The organism is Orientia tsutsugamushi, from assembly GCF_900327275.1.
GTDB lineage: Bacteria > Pseudomonadota > Alphaproteobacteria > Rickettsiales > Rickettsiaceae > Orientia > Orientia tsutsugamushi.
The window spans coordinates 1,474,840-1,494,477 of the sequence record NZ_LS398548.1 but is presented as its reverse complement, the minus strand read 5'-3'; the positions used below and the strand labels follow the sequence as shown (position 1 = coordinate 1,494,477).

Annotated in this window: 20 protein-coding genes and 7 pseudogenes; 20 read left to right on the top strand and 7 right to left on the bottom strand. The window is 32.2% G+C overall.

The window, feature by feature from the left end:
* From DK405_RS07840 to DK405_RS12815, 6 genes and pseudogenes are all read right to left on the bottom strand, one after another.
* Positions 1-331: pseudogene (locus tag DK405_RS07840) on the bottom strand (hypothetical protein).
* Between the two features lie 232 nt (positions 332-563).
* Complete coding sequence (locus DK405_RS07835; protein ID WP_064613177.1) at positions 564-950, bottom strand: hypothetical protein; 387 nt, start codon at positions 948-950, stop codon at positions 564-566.
* Positions 947-1,498: pseudogene (locus DK405_RS07830) on the bottom strand (TraE/TraK family type IV conjugative transfer system protein). The gene DK405_RS07835 and the pseudogene DK405_RS07830 overlap by 4 nt, the downstream one beginning before the upstream one ends.
* Entirely contained in the window at positions 1,498-1,833 is a 336-nt protein-coding gene (locus DK405_RS07825; protein ID WP_045913081.1) for a hypothetical protein, read from the bottom strand. The pseudogene DK405_RS07830 and the gene DK405_RS07825 overlap by 1 nt, the downstream one beginning before the upstream one ends.
* A gap of 91 nt (positions 1,834-1,924) precedes the next feature.
* Entirely contained in the window at positions 1,925-2,848 is a 924-nt protein-coding gene (locus DK405_RS12820) for a tyrosine-type recombinase/integrase (protein WP_064613300.1), read from the bottom strand.
* A 28-nt stretch (positions 2,849-2,876) separates the two neighbouring features.
* Entirely contained in the window at positions 2,877-3,122 is a 246-nt protein-coding gene (locus DK405_RS12815; RefSeq protein WP_064613302.1) for a DUF4102 domain-containing protein, read from the bottom strand.
* A gap of 444 nt (positions 3,123-3,566) precedes the next feature.
* On the opposite strand from DK405_RS12815, the pseudogene DK405_RS07815 reads away from it, so the two are divergent.
* Positions 3,567-4,126, top strand: a pseudogene (locus tag DK405_RS07815) (IS630 family transposase); the annotation flags it as partial.
* A gap of 26 nt (positions 4,127-4,152) precedes the next feature.
* On the opposite strand, the pseudogene DK405_RS07810 reads toward DK405_RS07815, so the two are convergent.
* Positions 4,153-4,335 (bottom strand): annotated as a pseudogene (locus tag DK405_RS07810) (IS5/IS1182 family transposase); the annotation flags it as partial.
* A gap of 296 nt (positions 4,336-4,631) precedes the next feature.
* On the opposite strand from DK405_RS07810, the pseudogene DK405_RS07805 reads away from it, so the two are divergent.
* The 19 genes and pseudogenes from DK405_RS07805 to traN form a co-directional block, all read left to right on the top strand.
* A pseudogene (locus tag DK405_RS07805) lies at positions 4,632-4,727 on the top strand (IS5/IS1182 family transposase); the annotation flags it as partial.
* Positions 4,728-4,904: 177 nt separating this feature from the next.
* Positions 4,905-5,525, top strand: coding sequence for an ATP-dependent Clp protease proteolytic subunit (locus tag DK405_RS07800; RefSeq protein WP_011944867.1), 621 nt, complete (start codon positions 4,905-4,907; stop codon positions 5,523-5,525).
* An 888-nt stretch (positions 5,526-6,413) separates the two neighbouring features.
* Positions 6,414-6,599, top strand: coding sequence for an HNH endonuclease (locus DK405_RS07795; RefSeq protein WP_080503907.1), 186 nt, complete (start codon positions 6,414-6,416; stop codon positions 6,597-6,599).
* A gap of 309 nt (positions 6,600-6,908) precedes the next feature.
* Positions 6,909-7,237: pseudogene (locus tag DK405_RS14275) on the top strand (IS982 family transposase); the annotation flags it as partial.
* A gap of 142 nt (positions 7,238-7,379) precedes the next feature.
* Positions 7,380-7,517, top strand: a pseudogene (locus DK405_RS07780) (transposase); the annotation flags it as partial.
* A 436-nt stretch (positions 7,518-7,953) separates the two neighbouring features.
* Positions 7,954-8,262 carry an Arm DNA-binding domain-containing protein gene (locus tag DK405_RS07770; RefSeq protein ID WP_064612844.1) on the top strand — a complete coding sequence of 103 codons (309 nt, stop codon included), beginning with the start codon at positions 7,954-7,956 and terminating at the stop codon, positions 8,260-8,262.
* Between the two features lie 245 nt (positions 8,263-8,507).
* Positions 8,508-9,182 carry a tyrosine-type recombinase/integrase gene (locus DK405_RS07765; RefSeq protein ID WP_231967715.1) on the top strand — a complete coding sequence of 225 codons (675 nt, stop codon included), beginning with the start codon at positions 8,508-8,510 and terminating at the stop codon, positions 9,180-9,182.
* Positions 9,183-9,311: 129 nt separating this feature from the next.
* Positions 9,312-9,647, top strand: a complete 336-nt coding sequence (locus DK405_RS07760) for a hypothetical protein (protein ID WP_045918854.1) — start codon at positions 9,312-9,314, stop codon at positions 9,645-9,647.
* Positions 9,647-10,198, top strand: a complete 552-nt coding sequence (locus DK405_RS07755) for a TraE/TraK family type IV conjugative transfer system protein (protein ID WP_045912835.1) — start codon at positions 9,647-9,649, stop codon at positions 10,196-10,198. Before DK405_RS07760 ends, DK405_RS07755 begins: the two co-directional genes overlap by 1 nt.
* Entirely contained in the window at positions 10,195-10,683 is a 489-nt protein-coding gene (locus DK405_RS07750) for a hypothetical protein (protein WP_064613303.1), read from the top strand. Before DK405_RS07755 ends, DK405_RS07750 begins: the two co-directional genes overlap by 4 nt.
* 406 nt (positions 10,684-11,089) lie before the next feature.
* Complete coding sequence (locus tag DK405_RS07745) at positions 11,090-11,425, top strand: hypothetical protein (protein WP_109510642.1); 336 nt, start codon at positions 11,090-11,092, stop codon at positions 11,423-11,425.
* 38 nt (positions 11,426-11,463) lie between these two features.
* A complete protein-coding gene (locus DK405_RS07740; RefSeq protein WP_109510656.1) occupies positions 11,464-12,789 on the top strand; it encodes a TraB/VirB10 family protein in 1,326 nt (441 codons plus the stop codon).
* Positions 12,789-13,109 (top strand): conjugal transfer protein, encoded by a 321-nt coding sequence (locus DK405_RS07735; RefSeq protein ID WP_109510655.1) that lies wholly within the window; start codon positions 12,789-12,791, stop codon positions 13,107-13,109. The genes DK405_RS07740 and DK405_RS07735 overlap by 1 nt, the downstream gene beginning before the upstream one ends.
* Complete coding sequence (locus DK405_RS07730; protein ID WP_109510654.1) at positions 13,090-15,582, top strand: TraC family protein; 2,493 nt, start codon at positions 13,090-13,092, stop codon at positions 15,580-15,582. The genes DK405_RS07735 and DK405_RS07730 overlap by 20 nt, the downstream gene beginning before the upstream one ends.
* Positions 15,579-16,238: a type-F conjugative transfer system protein TraW gene (traW, locus tag DK405_RS07725; RefSeq protein ID WP_109510653.1), complete on the top strand. Its 660-nt coding sequence runs from the start codon at positions 15,579-15,581 to the stop codon at positions 16,236-16,238. Before DK405_RS07730 ends, traW begins: the two co-directional genes overlap by 4 nt.
* A gap of 83 nt (positions 16,239-16,321) precedes the next feature.
* The gene (locus DK405_RS13095) at positions 16,322-16,495 is read left to right on the top strand and encodes a hypothetical protein (RefSeq protein WP_174190469.1); all 174 of its coding nucleotides are present in this window, start codon (positions 16,322-16,324) and stop codon (positions 16,493-16,495) included.
* On the top strand, positions 16,496-17,473 hold the full coding sequence (traU, locus tag DK405_RS07720) for a conjugal transfer pilus assembly protein TraU (RefSeq protein ID WP_174197582.1): 978 nt from the start codon (positions 16,496-16,498) through the stop codon (positions 17,471-17,473).
* Between the two features lie 22 nt (positions 17,474-17,495).
* Positions 17,496-17,879 carry a type-F conjugative transfer system pilin assembly protein TrbC gene (gene trbC, locus DK405_RS07715; protein WP_064612696.1) on the top strand — a complete coding sequence of 128 codons (384 nt, stop codon included), beginning with the start codon at positions 17,496-17,498 and terminating at the stop codon, positions 17,877-17,879.
* Positions 17,876-19,567 (top strand): conjugal transfer protein TraN, encoded by a 1,692-nt coding sequence (traN, locus tag DK405_RS07710; RefSeq protein ID WP_109510652.1) that lies wholly within the window; start codon positions 17,876-17,878, stop codon positions 19,565-19,567. The genes trbC and traN overlap by 4 nt, the downstream gene beginning before the upstream one ends.
* Positions 19,568-19,638: the final 71 nt, after the last annotated feature.

Sequence of the window (19,638 nt, the reverse complement as noted above, 5' to 3'; positions counted from 1 at the left end):
TCAATTAATTTTCATACCACTGGCAATTCACTAGGTAAAAGCCTAAAATAACACCAATTGCTACCATTACTCCTGCAAGCTTTATATTCCCTCGTGCTACAGCCCAAATCGATGATAAAATAGTTGCGCTTGATATACCTATTGTTTTTAGTTTTCCACTAAAAAGTCCGTCTATTTTATTAAGCTGCCCTTCAAGAGTATCAGCTAATCCTGGCTCAAAAGAAAAAACACAAGCAGTAATTATAATTAACAGTCCTACAACTACATTATTCCACTGTATTCCAAATGTAGGTTTTAGCATATTTAGTCGAGATTTTTGATATATGAACATTGTTATTGCTTATTAGTAAATTTTGCATTATTCTCCTAGTGCTAGTGAATTCCATGATCAATGAAATTTTACTTTGAAGTGGTTTTAATAAGCTTGATTCAGAGCGGGCAAGTCTTTGAAGTAAAAACTAGCACTTTAAGCCAGTTTTATTTTTTTCTTAGTATTTCTACTTTGTTTTTTAGAAAGTTTTGCTGTTAATTCTTTTGTATTAAGGTCATTACTGAACAAATTGTTATTGTTTTGAATTATCCTTTTCCTCTATTTTTGTAGCAGCATTAACAAGCATTACAGGGTTTGGAGTTTTTGGAGTAAAAGTTGACATTAAATCTTGAATTGTTTTATATTTTCCTATTACCATTAAATAAACTTTGTTTTCTTCTGCTCGTGGAGCAATAAACAAACATCCAGACTCATGAACTATACCTTCAACTGTGTTTTGAGGGTACATAAGAATATCATTAATTTTTTCATCTTTAAGATTAATTCTTGTTGGCCCACTATCAGAAATCTCAAGCTTAAGCAGCTCATCATCTTCTAACTCATATTCTACCGCATATATATTATTAACGTTGACTAAAGCAATAAGCCCTATCATAAATCTCAAAACTCTAATACTCATTTTTTTATTCCATTCTCTTTAACACCAGTCAATAACAAAAGGTAATTAGGAGTTCGCTTGTAAGTCAAAAGGTAAGTCTTATCGACAGCTATATGTTTACTATCGCTAAACCAATAACGAAGCGTTCCACTAATTAATACTCCATTCATTTATCACTTCAACATTCTTCGGAAAAAAGACTGAAGATACATTTGAGCCTTTAACAAATTGCAAATGATTCTGAAAAAAATTTTTAAAGATTCAGTATTACTGAATGCCACTTTCATGTCTGCTGTTTGTCTTTCTACCTCATTTGGAGAAGTAGTAAATAAAAATTTCATCACATAAATTGCCCATTCCTTTAAATAGGTTTCATGGTAATTTTTTGATGAAACCATCATTTTACGATCAGGCTCCATTGCTGGAATTAATAACCACTTTTCTTCTTTGGTAATTGCAGCCATTATCGCAATTATATTAGCTGCAGCTAGCAATATAGTTACTGAAAGTAAGCATTTATTATATTTAACCAGCTCTTGTATAGCATTTTGCTTAAAGAGATGATTCATTATTTGCCAACTTTTTTGCCCAGAAGTCTTGAATATCCTAATGGAGCTGGCAATAAACCTTTAGCTACTAAAAAACTTTTTAGCAAAAAATTCTCCGGTACCTTCTTAAATTTCTTAAAGCAATAACATAGAGCAATTCCTCCAACCATAAATGCTAGGCCTAATTTAGCATGCCTGCTGTTTAGTAGTACAATTCCTGGAGCTACTCCAGCTAGCACTACTCCCCATTCGTCAATGCTCAAACCCATATACTTCAACGGCCTCGATAATGCCCAACATAATTTTTGATTTTGCATAATCACCTTTAGCCGCAATTGTAGCATGAGATTTCTCATTCTACTACTGTGATTTTCAAAAATTTACAAAATCTAATGTAGAGTAACTACTTAGCTAAGTTGTTGTCAATTTTTCTTCTCCACAACTTAATTATGGCACTATTCCAGATAGTATCTCGTTTAAACAAATATTGGGACCGAATATACTCAGCATATTTTCGACAACTTTATTTGTAGCGATTTTTGCCTTAGCTAAACTATGTACAATATAAATTTTAGTTATGTTAGTATCACTATGTCCTAGTATTTGAGATATTGTATCTAGTGTTTCACCATTATTTTTCATCCAAGTTGCAAACGTTCTTCTAAGATCATGTATTGTTACATTCTGTATTCCGGCTTTTTTTCGAATCTTAGCCCATGCTCGCTGCATTGTTGAACTTGATATGTGTTTACTATTGTCTGCTGAACTTGGAAATACCCATTCACTTTTTGAGCATAGTTTTCTGGTTTGCAATACTTCTATTAATTTATCTGCTAACCCTATATATAGAGTTTTACCATTTTTAGTCTTAGTTTTTGGTATACACCATATTTTTTCGCTAAGGCTTATCTCGTCCCATCTCATTGCTAATATATTGCCACTACGAGCTGCTGTGAATAAAGCTGTAAATAAAAACAGTTTTTCTGATATCTTTGATTGTTTTTGCTCTTCTGTTAATTGACTATTTTCTTTCTCTGCCAGCACTTTCATGACTCTTTCCATTTCTTCACTTGTTACATATCTAGATCTTGATTCCTCTTTGTGCCTTTTTATTCCACATACAGGATTCTTTTCTATTAATCCCCACTCTATAGCCTTATTAAATATAGGGCTTAACAGTTTTAGAATACTGTTTGCTGTTACATAGTGTTTCCTTGCTGTTATTTCATCAAAAATTTTCTGAATATCTTCTTTGGTAATCTCTGATATCTTTTTATTGTATAAAAATGCTGCATATATCTTTACTCTTTCAGCGGTTCTCTTCCAACTTTTATGATAAAGACTACTATATTCAGTATATTTTACATGCACCTGTCCGAATGTTAGTTCATTCTTTAATTTAAGCCTCTTCTCTCTTTTTTCTAGCTTTTGCTACCGTTAGATCTGGTGAATCTCCTATTTTTATTTTATAATATATGCCACCAATGTTTATTCCTAAATAAAATCTTCTAAATCCAGTATATGATATTATCCAAAGTAAGTTCCTTTCTATTATATCTCTACACTTGATTATTTTTTCTTCTTTGGTTGGTACTTTTATTTCATTTAATGCTGATTGTGTAAATTTAAATACTTTTACTGGCATATTTATCACCCTTCATTAATTTAAAATTGAAGTAATTAAATAATAACTTATTAATTTTTAAAATTAGCTTAAACTTATAGTCTGTAGTATGATTTTTATTTAATAGCAAATACTTTTGTAAAAATAAAAAATATTTTTAAGCGACGTTATCAACTGAAGGTTACTCTGAGCTTATCAACTATAAATTCAAGTTGTTTGATTAAAAATTAGCACTTCAACTAGCCAAATATTAGACATAAATTTACGTTATATTTCCGCAATTAACATCAAGATATTATTATCATATTGACAAGTAATATTAATACATCTACAGTTAAATTCATGTATCAACTCAAACGAGAATAAACTACATAGCAGATTTTATAAGGCGTATAAAGCTCATAATAGCTCTTAATCTAACTTATTTCTTCTTGTTAGTTAAATCATCTTAAACATTAAATGTACCTACTAGGATACACTTATAAAAAAAACTCATTTTCATTCCAAAAGGGATATTGTGTTAAGAAATGGATTTATCGAGAAGGTAAAGCAAATTTCTAAAGAAAATCTAGTATCTATTGATGAGTCAGGAATAGAGGATAATGCTTGTAGAGAATATGGATGGAGTATAAAAGGTACTAGATGTTATGGCAATAAAGCTTATCAACATAAATCCAGGGTCAGTATGATAGCAGAGCTTTGTAATAATCAAATTATGGCACCAGTAATATTTGAAGGAAATTGTAATAAAGAAATATTTACAACTTATGTAGAAAACTATATTAATCAAAGAATTGCGTCCTGGACAAATAGTAATTATGGATAATATCAACTTTCATAAGAACACTATAATTAAAGTATTAATAGAATCGGTTGGCTGCAGTATTCTATTCTTACCTACATATAGTCCAGATTTAAATTCTATAGAACATTATTGGTTTAAGATTAAGAACGAAATAAGAAAAGTTACTCCTCAATTCAAAGATATTAGCATGGCTGTAGAACACTTAATGAAGTTTATCTGATTGTACCTATTTCCTACGTTCGTGCTATATTCTAAGGCCATCAGCAACTGTTCCTCCAAATTAAGCTTATTTTTACGCCCACCTTTTGATTTCTTAAGACCATCAGCTTTCCTCAAAATATCCACTATCTTTGCAAACGTTCCCTTCCTTACTCCTGTTAATCGACGAAATTTTTCATCACCTAACTCTTTAATCTGATCTAATTTCATTATTACTTCAAATCAGATTTTTATAACACCATTTTACATCATTGTCTAGTTTCGAAAGAAGTCTAATGTATTCTTTTCTGTCACAAAACTTTTAGATGCTTTTTCAAAACTAATTTTCTATCTTGTCTTTATGCTTAGCCCTTTTCTCCAAAAATCTATAGAATATGTCATACTAATTACTTTTTCATTACATCTTATTGTTATAATTGCTTTATACTAGTTTGGCTATATATTACTTAATCTTAATTTTAGTTCTTTTTCTTACATTAGACCTCTTTCAAAACTGGTTAAAGTAGTTCAAAATTATTGCTGACAAATATCGAAATAGACGTAAAAGATTCGGTCTTAGATTTAATTTGATCTCTGGCATTTATAATTTTGAACTACCTTAACCAGTTTTGAAAGAGGTCTATTAAATATTTTTCTATATCTTTATATCATATCGCTTCTTCATTTCAGAATATTATAACATCAGCCCTTGACAATCATGCACATTATGTAAAAATTGCTAATACTTATTTAGCTAAAATTTATCTATAATAATTTTCAATACAAATTAAGGATATTTTATGAATAATAATCAAACCTCTTTATATGTACCTATGGTTGTCGAACAAACTAATCGTGGGGAGCGAGCTTATGATATCTACTCTAGATTACTTAAAGAGAGAATTGTATTTGTTTGTGGTGAAATAGAGGATCATATGGCAAATTTAGTTGTAGCGCAATTATTGTTTCTTGAAGCTGAATCACCTGATAAAAAGATTTTTATGTATATTAATTCCCCAGGTGGAGCAGTAACTGCAGGCATGGCTATATATGACACAATGCAATATATTAAGTCGCCTGTATTAACATTATGCCTTGGACAAGCATGTTCAATGGGATCATTGCTACTTGCAGCAGGCCAGAAGAGTATGCGTCATTGTTTGCCTAATAGCAGAATCATGATTCATCAGCCATCAGGCGGATTTCGAGGGCAGGCTACAGATATTCAAATTCATGCACAGGAAATACTTAAAATGAAAAAGATTATTAATAACTTGTATGTTCATCATACTAATCAACCATTACAGGTAATAGAGGAAAGTATGGAACGTGATAACTTTATGGATCCAGTAGCAGCAAAAGAGTTTGGATTAGTTGACCATATAACTACAGAACGTGCTCAAGTAGCAGAAAGAAAATAAACATTTATCGTTCCAGCAAGTTAGATTTTTCATCTTTATAGTGCACTGTAGATGTTTTATGCGTTTGATACCTCTAACCTGTATCAAACGTAAAAGGAGCATTTGATAATATTGATCATAATTTTCTTTTGAAAATTATAGGAAATTTTTCTATTCGTAATTCAGTTCAAGCATGGCTTAAATATGGTGTAATGCAGGATTATCAAAACAACAACTTATACTCCACAATGTAGATTAATTTCTCCATTACTTTTAAACATAACTCTTTATGGAATAGGCAATATACTTAATATTATCTATAATAAATATGATTACCTACATTTTCTAAATCTGAATATGCTTTAGTAAGATACACTGATGATTTTATAACTTGTGCTAAATCGGAAAGCTCATGTATCACAGCCAAAAGCATTATTAATAGTTGGTTAAATTAGAAGCTTAGAATTGTCAAAAAAAACCATGATACTTCATATTAATGAAGGTTTTGATTTCCTAAGATTTAATATTCAACAATATAACACCAATAGTACAAGAAGAGATATAGTTTTACTAGTTAAATTCTAAAATATTTGGATGGTGTAGTTATTTTAACAAAGTTGTATTCAAAGAGAATTTTAGCCAAATTATACTGCTGGATGTAGGTTAGACAAGCAAGATTTGCATGTAGAAAACATCTTAAAAAATCTTGGGAATGGCTTAAGAAAAAGTATTGAGGTAGCACCAAAGGTAGAAATGATAATTGGATCTTGATGAATAAAGATCTATAATCTATGGAAATTACAATTGACAACGATAAAACTACGTATTCTAGTTAAAGGTAAATCTTCTCCTGATAATCCAAAACTTAGAGAATATTGGCATAAACGTTAAGCTGATAGCACTAAGTATTTGTTTAAATCCAGGCAGATTCTTTGGCGTAGACAAAAAGATAAATGTCTTGTTTGTTTTGATTTAATAGATAATGGTGAAAATATTCATACACATCATATAACACCTATAAGATGTGGTGGCACTAACCATATTAACAATTTGTGCTTATTACATAAAAACTGCTATCAAACAAGTACACAGTAATCGCAGACAACTTATTGCATCTGTCTGTAAATTGCTTGAGCCGTATGCGGAGTAATTCAATCAGTTTCGAAAGAGGTCTATTCTTTTTCTTAGAAATTCCATCAACTCACAATGCTTAATTGTATTGACACACTTTGTGATATCAATCTCTACTATAGCTCATTTATTGAAGTTATACGTAAGTCTGTTTAAGGCCATTTAAACGCCAGATTAGGATAAGTTGGAATATGAAATGTAGAGAATAAGAGGTATACAAAGAGAAAATGTTGAGTTATAAAAAAAATTTAAATAAACAAGGAATAACCCAACATGAAAAAATGTACTATAACAGTATACTATTTAATAGACAATTTTTGCAAGATATATCACGAGTTGGAGAGAAAGAGATTAATACCAAGTAGTAATCAAAGGAACATAGATGGAAAGTTGTCCTTAGCTGAGTTATTAACAGTAGTTATACATTTTTATTTGTCTTCATGCAAGGATTGTAAAAATTATTATCTATATTACTTGAGTCATAAGTATAAAAGATACTTTTGTTTACCAAGCTATAGTAGGATAATACAACTGTGGCCTAGAATGTTGCCACCATTAGTCGTATTAATGCATTATCTGAAAGGAGAAGAGGCTGGTATATATTAGACCTCTTTCGAAACTGGTTAAGGTAGTTCAAAATTATTGCTGATAAATATCGAAATAGACGTAAAAGATTCGGTCTTAGATTTAATTTGATCTCTGGCATTTATAATTTTGATACGTTAACCAGTTTCGAAAGAGGTCTATTACATCGATGCTACAAAGTTAACAATTTGTCATAATAAACGTACCTCCAGCAATAGAGTTTTTAACAAAATTTCTAAAATTGGTAAAAGTAGTTATGGCTTGTTCTTAGACTTTAAGCTTCATCTTATACTCAATAAGATGTGCTATAGGTAAAAATGCAAAGGTAGATCAAATATAAGGAAGAAGAAAAGTTAATTTTTATTAACTTCTACACTTTATAGAACCTACTATTAACTTGTGTTAATTTTTATTAATATTTTTAATCAAGCTTCAACCTTAACTATAAACATATTTGCAATATTTGTCAATATAACAAAAAAATTAAAGCAAAAGGTTGACAAAAGGTTGACAGAAAATTTAGGAAATTGGTGATCAGTTTTCAATCTAGAGGTTAATCTAATGATCAAAAAATATATACAACCTGGGATTGATAAGTGATTTTCAAGTTATATGTATTATGAACAAATTAGTATAAAAAATTTGATATCAAAAAAAGCATAATTTATATCAGATGTTCAATAAAACGTAATATATATTAATAATATCAACATTAATATTATGTGGGGTAATTATGCCTTCAATATCATCATCATCAAAGTTTACAAAGCGGTCATTAAATAAAATTAAAATTCCTGAGGGAGAAAAATCAGAAATTATCCACCATCCATATATAAGAGGACTTAAACTGAAAATCTCATGTACAGTCTGTGGAGGAAGAGTAAGAAAAACATGGGTTTTAGAACAAAAATTTAAAAACCAGAGTTTAAAAATAAGGATAGGAGAATTTCCATATGTATCTATTAAAGAAGCTACAAAAAAAGCAATAGAATTAAAGACATTAATGGCGAACGGAATAGATTCAAGAGAAGTAAAATGTTAACAACAGATAGAAGAAAATGAGAATCGTATAAAAGAAAGACAAGAGATTACATTCAAAGAGCTGTGTTATAAGTATATTGAAGAGTATGCCAAAATATATACTATAAACTTGCAGAAAGATACTGCAAGAATACATAATTATGGGAAACTGTTATTTTAAAAAAGATAAGTGATATTAAAAGTAATGATATTGAACAAATATTCAATGATATCAGCAAAGAGGGAAAATATGCCACAGCAAATGCATTGCTAGCAACCTTACGCACTATATTTAATAAGGCAAAAAAATGGGGATTAATAGAAAACAATCCTACTCTAGGGATAGAGCTGCATAAACTGCAAGCAAGAGAAAGACGTCTAAGTTACGATGAAATTGGTAGATTTTTACAAGTATTATGTGGAGAAAAAAATACGTTGATAAGAGATTTTGCATTACTAGCGTTATATACTGGAGCTAGAAAAACTAATGTATTAGAGATGGAATGGGACAATATAGATTTTGAAAGAAAAATATGGCATATACCAAAAACTAAGAACGGAAAGGCGCAAAATATACCATTAACAGATGAGGCAATGGAAATATTGCAAGCAAGGAAATTCACATCTGAAAGTAAATGGGTACTACCAAGTGCTAGCGCAAGCGGACACTTAGAGCGGCCAAATAACTCATGGCATAGGGTTTGTAAAAAGGCAGGCATAAAAAATTTAAGGATACACGATCTAAGAAGGACGTTGGCAAGTTGTATGTCAGATGCAGGTGCAAGTCAGAAAACAATTAGCACAGCATTGAATCATATGAATTCAAACTCAACAATGCATTATACTATAGCTTGTATGGAGTTAGTGCGACAGTATATGTCTAAGGCTACAAAAATAATTAGGGAATGTGCTGAAAATTATAATATTTATAATACTATCTGACTGATATAAACGTTGTGGTAAGAATAGTGCGACTTCATGTCGCACATGCATGCATGTATGTAAACTAATTATTGCAGGTAAAATCTATGTTTGAAGATATTTAGCTAATTTAAACATTATAGTAGTAGAATGAGAAATCTCATGCTACAATTGGGGCTAAAGGTGATTATGCAAAATCAAAAATTATGTTGGGCATTATCGAGGCCATTGAAGTATATGGGTTTGAGCATTGATGAATGGGGAGTAGTGCTAGCTGGAGTAGCTCCAGGAATTGTACTACTAAACAGCAGGCATGCTAAATTAGGCCTAGCATTTATGGTTGGAGGAATTGCTCTATGTTATTGCTTTAAGAAATTTAAGAAGGTATCGGAGAATTTTTTGCTAAAAAGTTTTTTAGTAGCTAAAGGTTTATTGCCAGCTCCATTAGGATATTCAAGATTGCTGGGCAAAAAAGTTGGCAAATAATGAATCATCTCTTTAAGCAAAATGCTATACAAGAGCTGGTTAAATATAATAAATGCTTACTTTCAGTAACTATATTGCTAGCTGCAGCTAATATAATTGCGATAATGGCTGCAATTACCAAAGAAGAAAAGTGGTTATTAATTCCAGCAATGGAGCCTGATCGTAAAATGATGGTTTCATCAAAAAATTACCATGAAACCTATTTAAAGGAATGGGCAATTTATGTGACGAAACTCTTATTTACTACTTCTCCAAATGAGGTAGAAAGACAAATAGCAGACATGAAAGTGGCATCTAGTAATACTGAATCTTTAAATAAATTTTTTCATGATCATTTGCAATTTGTTAAAGGCTCAAATGTATCTTCAGTCTTTTTTCCAAAAAAGATTGAAGTGATAAAGGATGGAGTATTAATTAGTGGAACGCTTCGTTATTGGTTTAGCGATAGTAAAGATATAGCTGTCGATAAGACTTACCTTTTGACTTACAAGCAAACTCCTAATTACCTTTTATTGTTGACTGGTGTTAAAGAGAATGGAATAAAAAAATGAGTATTAGATTTTTGAGATTTATCATATGGTTTATTGCTTTGGTAAACGTTAATAATATATATGCAGTAGAATATGAGTTAGAAGCTGACAATTTACTAAAGCTTGAGATTTCTGATAGTGGGCCAACAAGAATTAATCTTAAAGATGAAAAAATTAATGATATTTTTATGTATCCTCAAAATGCAGCTGAAGTTGTAGTTCATGAGTCTGGATTTTTGTTTATTGTTCCACGAGAAGAAGGAAACAAGGTTTATTTAACAGTAATAGGAGAATACAAAACAATTCAGGATTTAATGTTAACTTTTACTCCAAAAACTCCAAGCCCTATAATGCTTGTTAATGCTGCTACAAAAATAGAGGAAAAGGATAATTCAAAACAAAACAATAACAATTTGTTCAGTAATGACCTTAATACAAAAGAATTAACAGCGAAACCTTCTAAAAAACAAAGTAGAAATACTAAGAAAAAAATAAAACTGGCTTAAAGTGCTAGTTTTTACTTCAAAGACTTAAAGTTCTACAAAGATTATTAATTAAAACCGCTTCAAAGTAAAATTTCACTGGTATGGAATTAACTAGCATTAGGAGAATAATGCAAAATTTACTAATAAGCAATAACAATGTTCATATGCAATTTGTTAAAGGCTCAAATGTGTCTTCACCAATTTGTTCAGTAATGATGTTAATACAAAAGAATTAACAGCAAAACCTTCTAAAAAACAAAGTAGAAATACTAAGGAAAAATAAAACTGGCTTAAAATGCTAGTTTTTACTTCAAAGCCTTAAAGTTCTGGTAGGGTATCTGAAACTCTCTTCAAAGTAAAATTTTATTCAACGTGGAATTCACTAGCACTAGGAGAATAATGCAAAATTTACTAATAAGCAATAACAATGTTCATATATCAAAAAACTCGACTAAATATGCTAAACCCTACATTTGGAATACAGTGGAATAATGTAGTTGTAGGGCTGTTAATTATTATAATTACTGCTTGTGTTTTTTCTTTTGAGCCAGCATTAGCTGATACTCTTGAAGGACAGCTTAATAAAATAGACGGACTTTTTAGTGGAAAGCTAAAAACAATAGGTATATCAAGCGCAACTATTTTATCATCGATTTGGGCTGTAGCACGAGGGAATATAAAGCTTGCAGGAGTAATGGTAGCAATTGGTGTTATTTTAGGCTTTTACCTAGATTGGATTGCCAGTGGTATGAAAATTAATTGATAAGGTAGAAACATTAACATTCAAAAAGCGGAGGAATAGTGGAACAGGACAATTCAGACAATAATAATACAAAAGAAGAAGATTTAGAGCTAAATGATAAACCAAAGGCTGAATCTGTTAGGCCTAATAGCAAGTTATCAGAATTAACAAATATCATTCGTAGAAAGCCAGTAATTGCCTTAACTTTTATAAGCATCACAATAATGGTTGTTTCATATTTTTTATCTGAAAGTGGTAAAACGAAAGAATCTATAATTTTTATTGAAAATCGTGAGTCAAGAGAAGCGATTTCTGGAATAGAACAAGCTGTAGATTTGAGAGCAAAATGGACAGAAGAAATACTTAATGAAGTCAAAACATTAAAAGATAGATTTGAAAGTGTAATAGACAGCAGATATTTAGAAATTACAGCCCAAATTAATAATTTTAACCAAAAACTTGAGATATTGGAGAATCAGCCTAAGCAGAGTCTATATAATAATGATAGTGATGAATTTAGTTCTGATCTTAATCATCATATTTTAAATTCACCACATGATAACAAAACAGAGCAAGCTCCTGTAGTAGTAAAGCCTTATGTAAATCTTAGGAGAGCTGAATCTGAGCAAAAAAAAAATGTTGAGAACTATGTTACTAGCGGTAGTTCTGCTAGAGCTGTGCTACTTACTGGAGTCGTTGTAGGCACAGGAACAAACAGCTCTTCATCACCAGAACCAATTGTTCTGCAGTTGCTTGATACAGCAATTCTTTATAATAAATATAAAACTGATCAAATCAAAAATGCAATTTTAATTGGATCCTGTAACGGAGAGATGTCTTCAGAGAGAGCTAAATGTCGCATCGAAACTCTTTCAGTAGTCAATAACCAAGGAGATATTATCGAAAAAAAGGTGGAAGGCTGGTTGATAGGCGAAGACGGACGTTCTGGAATTAAAGGAATCGTGGTAGATAAATCGTCTAACATAGCAAGCATGGCTGCATTAAATGGAGTATTTAGCAGTATAGCTAAGTTTCTGCAATCTAAGGCTATTAAACCTGATATGCTACCAACTTTAAACCTAGTAGCTGGAGGCCAACAACAAGAGTTTCAGATTGGAGATGCGCTTCAGTCTGGAGCTTACGCTGGAGCTAGCAATGCTTTTGATAAGCTAGCTGATTTTGCTATAAAACGAGCTGATTCTATGAGCCCAGTCGTTCTTATTGCGTCAGGTAGAGTCATCGATGTTGTATTTAAAAAAGGTTTTGACTTACTTGAGCACAAGAAGAAGCCACATAATTTAACTTATTCACAATCAACTAACAATGAAAAAGTTAATTTGCATAATAAATTCGATCAATCACAAAAGTTAGAGGAGTATTTATAATGAAGTTTTTATTATTGCTATTGTGCTGTATGAGCCTAACCAGTTTCTTTTACAGAAGTACTTTTGATTGTAAAATTCCTAAAGGGCTAAAATGTAAGTCTTTATACGAAATAAAGAATATGGTTGCTCAAGGCGCTTTTGATATTGATAATCTTGAAACATCAAAAATTAAATCAAAAAGACGTTGTATTCTATGCTACAGGCAAGCTAAAGCAGTTCAAGGCGTAGATGTTGTTAACAAGTCGCAGAAAAAACCAAAAAAATATCTTATTAATTTATTTAAATCAAAACAGAGTCAAGGTGAACGCAAGCATACATAAGGATTTTGATCGAGAAAGATTTTCTAAACATTTTGTCTATGAATCGTATGATGAGGAGACTCAGCTATTCTTTAATCGTGGTTCAATAGGTTTTGTATTGCTTGCATGGCCATTAGTTGGAGCTAGTGTTTCTGCTCAAAATGAAATTGCTGAATTTCTGAAAAGCGATGAAAATTTACCTGCTGAAAGTAGCCTGCAAGTCTTGATGCTTGGTAGTAATAATATAGAGAATTTTTTAAGCAACTGGCAGTCATATCGTAAAGGAGAGATATTTATTGAGTTAGCAAATAAAAGAACAGAATTTTTACGTGATCAAGCTCAAAAAGTAGGTTCTATAAAGGATATAGTATTGTTAATTTCAGTTACTATACCTAATTTAAATGCAAATATCGATGATATGATTCGCAGACGAGATGCTTTAAAAGATACGTTTAGGTCAATTGGATTAAGCACTGAAAATGTGAATGCGCAGCAATTATTAAAGTTCCTGAGAGTAATATTTGGCTGGCCTGAAGAAGAACATTCAAATATTAACCAGTATGAAATATTGTCTGAACAAATTTTAAGTGGAGATTTCTCGTTATTTGAGAATGATGATTGTATAAATGTAAATGATGATCAAATATTTATCAGCCTAGAAGCTCGCAAAAGACCTGCAGAATGGAAATTATCTGCCATGGATCTGTTTTTAGGCAATGAAATGCGTCGTGATGAATATATAAAATCAAATTTCCTGATTCATTTTGGTCTGCAAATTTTACCAAATCAAGCGATGGAAAGGACTGCAGCCATAACTAAAAGAGAAGCGCTAGAAAGAAATATTAATGCAGGAATGAGTAAATTTTTTCCTGATATACAACAAGAAGCTGCTGATTTAGCCGGTGTAGTGGCTGCTCTGCAGAGTGGTGATAGAGTAGTTAATATTCACTTCAACGTTATTATGTTTGATAAAACAAAAAAGGCTAAGCAATCTGCATCAGCCTTTTGTTCGATGTTAAGACGCAGTGGATGGTATTTTGTTCCATGTAAATATGATCATGTAGCTGTGTTACTAGCTGCCCTACCAATGCAATTAGTTGAACAAGGCCCAAAAGGTGTATTGGGTCAAAATAAAACATCAGGAGTTGGAGTAGCGCTTTCTAGCTTAGGTCGAGGCATAAAAACTGTTTCTGTAGAGAGCAAAGTATTATTACCAATCATTGGTGAATGGAAAGGTGATTTAAGTTCTCCAGGTATGTTACTAGCTGGCAGACGAGGTCAAATAATGTATTGGTCACCTTTTGGTGGAGCTTTATTACCTGCATTAAATAAGCATGGAGTAGCTCCAAATGAGAACTTTAACCTTTGTATAGCTGGAGTTCCAGGCTCTGGAAAATCCGTTTTTATGCAAGAATTAATGCTATCGGTTCTAGGAGTTGGTGGTAAAGTTTTTGTTCTTGATTATGGAAGATCATTTAAGCGTACATGCTTGATTCTAGGCGGTAGATACATAGAATTTGACATGAAAAATCCTGTATCAATTAATCCATTTTCAGAGGTGCCAGAGGATGACAGTGCAAAGTCTATAGAGGCTAGATCAGACTTTTTATCTAACTTTCCATCTATTTTAGCTACTATGGCAGCTCCACAGTATGGAACAAGTGATTTGCAACAACCGATGTTGCAGAGAGCTTTGATATCAGTCTGGCAAAATAAGGGAGCTAAAGCTGAAATTACCGATATTGCAGACTGGTTATCAAATAGAGAAGAATCATATGCTAAAGAGCTTGGAAATATGCTCTTTCCTTTTACTAAAGATGGTCAACATGGAAGATTTTTTAGCGGTAAGGCGCAATTATCTCTAAACTCTGATATTGTGGTAATTGAAACTGATCATCTACGCTCTGTACCAGAGCTATTAGCTGTGATTGTACAGATTATGATTGTTCATATTAATCAAACAATGGTTAAGGGAGATAGAAGTAGACCATTTTTAATTATGATAGATGAAGCTTGGAAGCTATTAGCTGGAAAGCGTTCAGGAGAGTTTATTGAAGAAGCAGGTCGAATAGCTCGAAAATATAATGGATCGATTGCTTTAGCAACTCAGCAACTCACGGATTACTTTCGTCAAGAGGGTTCTGCGTCTGAAAAAGCATTTGAGAATTCATCACATAAGATAATCTTAAAGCAAAATTCTGAATCATTTAAGGCAATGCGAGCTAATCCTAAGCTTGCAGGCTTTGTTGATGAGGATTGGAAGCTAAATTTACTGCAATCTGTACATTCAAATCCTCCGTATTATAGTGAAATAGCTATTTACAGCCCTAATGTTTCAGGTGTTGTAGGCAGATTAATGATTGATCCATTTACTCTGCTGTTAACTTCGACGAATGCTAGAGATTATCAAGCAATAGAAGATCACATGGCTAAAGGTATGAATGTCAGTGAGGCAATTAATTATGTGATAAGAGAGCGGAAAATAATTCCATGAAGCAAGGAGTAGTAATTGGTATAGGCACACTCTTTGCTTTATTCGCTGTTGCTTATCAAGTAAGCGATATAAGGGCCAATTTATTAAATGCTGATATAGGTGTTGAGATTAAGGATTATGGAACTAGAGGGCATGTTTTTCCAATCATTGAGGAATCATTACTGGAGGTGATTATGGCTAAACTTAATGCTGCATCAAAAAGTGGTTTGTTGAATCAAATGCAGCTTGAATTTCAGGAAAAAGTTAGGCAAAAAATCATGAGACCAGTTCCAGTAAAAAATTTGAGTAAAGCTACTGAAAATAAAACGCGAATATATGATTCTACCTATGTTCAAAAGGATGACATTAAGACAAAAAATGGTATAATAATAGTAAAGGGAGGAACTAAAATAAATCCTTTGGAGATGATACATTGGGGTGAGCCACTAATATTAATTGATGGAGATGATGAAGATCAGGTCGCTTGGGCAAAATCAAGACCAGGAAAGATAGTGTTAGTTAATGGAAATCCTATTGAACTTAGCAATCTATTAGGCCGGCACGTATTCTTCGATCAATTGGGTTTTTTGAGTATGAAGTTTAAAATACAAGCTGTGCCAGCCATAATAGAGCAAGAAAACACTGTGCTTAAAATTAGCGAAGTAAGTACCCTATGAAAAGCATGTAACGTACGATGGAGGTACGCTGTAAATAGTATAACTCAATATACTACTAAATTCAACTTAAAAGAAGGTTTTATATGAAAAGTTGGAAATTGCAGCAATTAGAACAAGATCTAGTTAAAATAGTTAATAATACGCTACGAGGTGAAATACAAGAGATAGTAAATCCAGGTGGTGAAACTTTATATTTAATTCCAGGAAATAGATATCCAAAACTTCTTCGTAAAATTTCATCAATGCAAGCAAAGTGAGTGAAGGAACTGGTAATTTTGTTTGCGATAGTAATGTCTATAACAGCTAATAACTGTTATGCAGCTGCTGGATGTGTTGGAAGATTTGTAAATCCTATAACAGATGTGTGTTGGAAGTGCTTGTTTCCAATTACTATAGCTGGATTTAAGGTAGTAAGTAGTTCAATGCCTGATACTAATGCTTCTGGTAGACTTATATGTCTTTGTCCTAAGCCAGGGATTCCAGTGCCTATACCTGGTATTCCGGTAGGATTTTGGGAGCCAGTACGCCTTGTAGACGTTACAAAGTCACCAATGTGTATGGTAAGTCTTGGAGGTTTGTCATTTGGAACTGCTACTCAAAAAGGCATGAAAGATGAGGCTGAAGGAAGTGCTTTTTACCACATTCATTGGTATGTCTATCCCGTGATTTACTGGCTGGAAATTTTGCTTGATTTTATTTGTCTGGAAATGGCTGCAGTCGATATAGCATATTTAACAGAGTTTGATCCATTATGGAGTGACGATGCAAAATCTGCGATTTTAAATCCAGAAACGTTGTTGTTTCAAAATGTAGCTGCTTATCAAGCATGTATAGCTGATTGCATCAGTTGTAGCGCTGGTTTATTAGCAAGCGATTATGCTTTTTGGTGTGCTGGATGTCAAGGAATGCTTTACCCTTTCACTGGAACAGCTGCAGCGCATAATGGTGGAGTTGGAACATCTGTATTAATGGTAAGTAAGTTTATGGCTAAAATGCATAGGCAACTGATGTTATGGGGATATTATGGTTATAAAGGCCTATGTGGTAAGTATCCAATGCCTATTATCAAGAAAAGTCAGTATCGACTACAAATGACTTATCCAATTCCAGAAACAAAATCCTGCAAGAGCATAGGTCAAACAGAAGCTATATGGCAAGCTGGTAGAGAATTTCCAGTTAATGGTGAAGATTTTGGTTACTTGATTTGGCGAAAAAGAGATTGTTGTTTGCTTTGATTTATAAAGCTTGGAGAGGAATATGGTTATACGAGTAATGATGTTGATGGTTTTATTATTTGTTAATAATGCTAATGCTTTTTTTTTGGACAAGCAAAAAACTTTTATTTTTGTCTCATTTTCAATGAGTGATGAGGCTTTAAAAAGCTATTTTGCTGAGTCTCAAAAGGTCGGAGCTCAATTAGTTATGCGTGGGTTAATTAATAACTCATTTACACAAACAAAGAATAAAACTATGGAGCTTGATATTAGCTTCGATATAGATCCTAGCTTGTTTGAGAAATATAAGGTTGATGTTGTACCAGTGATAGTAATAGATGATGAAAAAAGAGGATTAACCAAGAAATTAACTGGCCATATTCCTTTAGCAACAGCATTAGAAATTATGAATGAGAATACTCCATGAAGCAACTTATAGTACTAGTTTTGATAATATTGAACATCAATTGTTGTTTAGCTTCAATGCAAAGCAGTTATAATGAAGCTAGCAACTATAATGTAAATCTTGGAAATTCTTCAAATACACAAGAATTATTTCATCAAGGTAGTAATGTTAATTATCCTAATAATGATGAGGATTTAACCTACCATGGCCGTAATCAGCTTGGTACAGAAAGTGGAGCAATGTTATTTCAAGCTGAAAACAGTAAAAACAATGCCTTAACTCAACATAATATCAACGATCAAAATTATATGATAGCTAATTCAATGAGAATTGAATCTGATCCTTTAAGTGCCCTTGATAGCAGTAATTTCGTAACTCAGACAAGTACAACTAATACTGAAATCATTCAAAGTTGTACTGAAGGCAGTAAGTTCAATATTGAACTTATTCGAGAATTAAACGTTGAGTGCAAATTAGAGAATGTATGGCTTCCATGGCAAAGCCGGCAAATGGAATTTGCAACAGAAGAAATAAAGGAGAATCATAGTAATTGGCTTAATAGTCGTAGCGATGTCTATGATGATGAATTAGATGCGCAAATATACTGCCTAGCAGATGATCCCGAAGCAATTGTAAAACAAATGAAATGGGCTATTGCTAATAGGCTTGGTGCATCTATACACAATATTGGTAGAAATTTTTTATTAGAAGTAAATGAAAAAATATGTATACTTCACTATGACTACAGAGATAAGACTCAAGAACTAAGGGAAGTAGCAGAATATTGGAAAGTTTTAAACCCTGAACTTGAGCAATTAACAGAAAGTAACGAATGCTATGAGGTCAATAGAATCAACTATGATGGTGGTGATAGAGTATTTTTTGACAAGTTTAAAGTCAATCGTCCATATTGGAAACAAAAGATTGTTTTTTCTTGTACTAGCGATCCAAAAGATGGTTGCAAACACCTTAAAATTCAAAATTGCGAATTAAAAAACAGCACTTGCCAAAAATCAGTAGCAAATATTTGTTTACTATGGCAGCACGATTACAGCTGTTCAACTGAGAAGCAAACAATGCTACACTCATCATTGCGTAATAACTCAATCTTTTGTTTAGGAGGCAATTGCAATACTCCAACTATTATACCAAACAGGGATATAGCTAAAGTAGCTCATCTAGCTATGCTAAATCAGATGAGCAAAGACATTAAAACAAATCCCGTTTCTGTATTTTCAGGTAAACATCGCAAATGCAAAAAAGATGTATTTAGTTTTTTGAATTGCTGCTCTTCAATGACTGGCTGGGGGCGTGATATAGGCTTATCGCAATGCAAATCTAAGGAACAAGAATTAGCTCTATATAGAAAAAAAGGTTACTGCTACTATATTGGAACATACTGTTCTTCAAGAATTCCGATATTAGGTATTTGCTTAGCTAGAAAGTCTACTTATTGCTGCTTTCAGTCAAAACTTGCTAGAATTTTTCAGGAAGAAGCAAGAAAACAGCTAAAAATAGACTTTGGAACACCTGAATGTCCAAATTGTAGAGGCCTTACTGTTGAGGAATTACAAAAAGTTGATTTCACTAAAATCAATATGGATGAACTATTTGGTGATATACTCACTAAGGCTCAAAACAGCATGAACAAAGACATTATTGCAGGAATCAAAGATAAAGTTCATCGTATGCAACAAAGTCGTCATTAATACTACCTCTAATCCCTATAGACTTTATATTAATGACTTTACCTATAAAAATCACACGTATTTAATGCAAC

Excerpts from the sequence above, each read along its gene's own strand:
- DK405_RS07750 (WP_064613303.1), top strand. The coding sequence starts at position 10,195 with ATGAGTATTAGATTTTTGAGATTTATCATATGGTTTATTGCTTTGGTA.
- DK405_RS12815 (WP_064613302.1), bottom strand. The coding sequence starts at position 3,122 with ATGCCAGTAAAAGTATTTAAATTTACACAATCAGCATTAAATGAAATA.
- DK405_RS13095 (WP_174190469.1), top strand. The coding sequence starts at position 16,322 with ATGAAAAGTTGGAAATTGCAGCAATTAGAACAAGATCTAGTTAAAATA.
- traN (WP_109510652.1), top strand. The coding sequence starts at position 17,876 with ATGAAGCAACTTATAGTACTAGTTTTGATAATATTGAACATCAATTGT.
- DK405_RS07745 (WP_109510642.1), top strand. The coding sequence starts at position 11,090 with ATGTTCATATATCAAAAAACTCGACTAAATATGCTAAACCCTACATTT.
- traW (WP_109510653.1), top strand. The coding sequence starts at position 15,579 with ATGAAGCAAGGAGTAGTAATTGGTATAGGCACACTCTTTGCTTTATTC.
- DK405_RS07800 (WP_011944867.1), top strand. The coding sequence starts at position 4,905 with ATGAATAATAATCAAACCTCTTTATATGTACCTATGGTTGTCGAACAA.
- DK405_RS07825 (WP_045913081.1), bottom strand. The coding sequence starts at position 1,833 with ATGAGAAATCTCATGCTACAATTGCGGCTAAAGGTGATTATGCAAAAT.
- DK405_RS07835 (WP_064613177.1), bottom strand. The coding sequence starts at position 950 with ATGAGTATTAGAGTTTTGAGATTTATGATAGGGCTTATTGCTTTAGTC.
- trbC (WP_064612696.1), top strand. The coding sequence starts at position 17,496 with ATGGTTATACGAGTAATGATGTTGATGGTTTTATTATTTGTTAATAAT.
- DK405_RS07760 (WP_045918854.1), top strand. The coding sequence starts at position 9,312 with ATGAGAAATCTCATGCTACAATTGGGGCTAAAGGTGATTATGCAAAAT.
- DK405_RS07755 (WP_045912835.1), top strand. The coding sequence starts at position 9,647 with ATGAATCATCTCTTTAAGCAAAATGCTATACAAGAGCTGGTTAAATAT.
- DK405_RS07770 (WP_064612844.1), top strand. The coding sequence starts at position 7,954 with ATGCCTTCAATATCATCATCATCAAAGTTTACAAAGCGGTCATTAAAT.
- DK405_RS07735 (WP_109510655.1), top strand. The coding sequence starts at position 12,789 with ATGAAGTTTTTATTATTGCTATTGTGCTGTATGAGCCTAACCAGTTTC.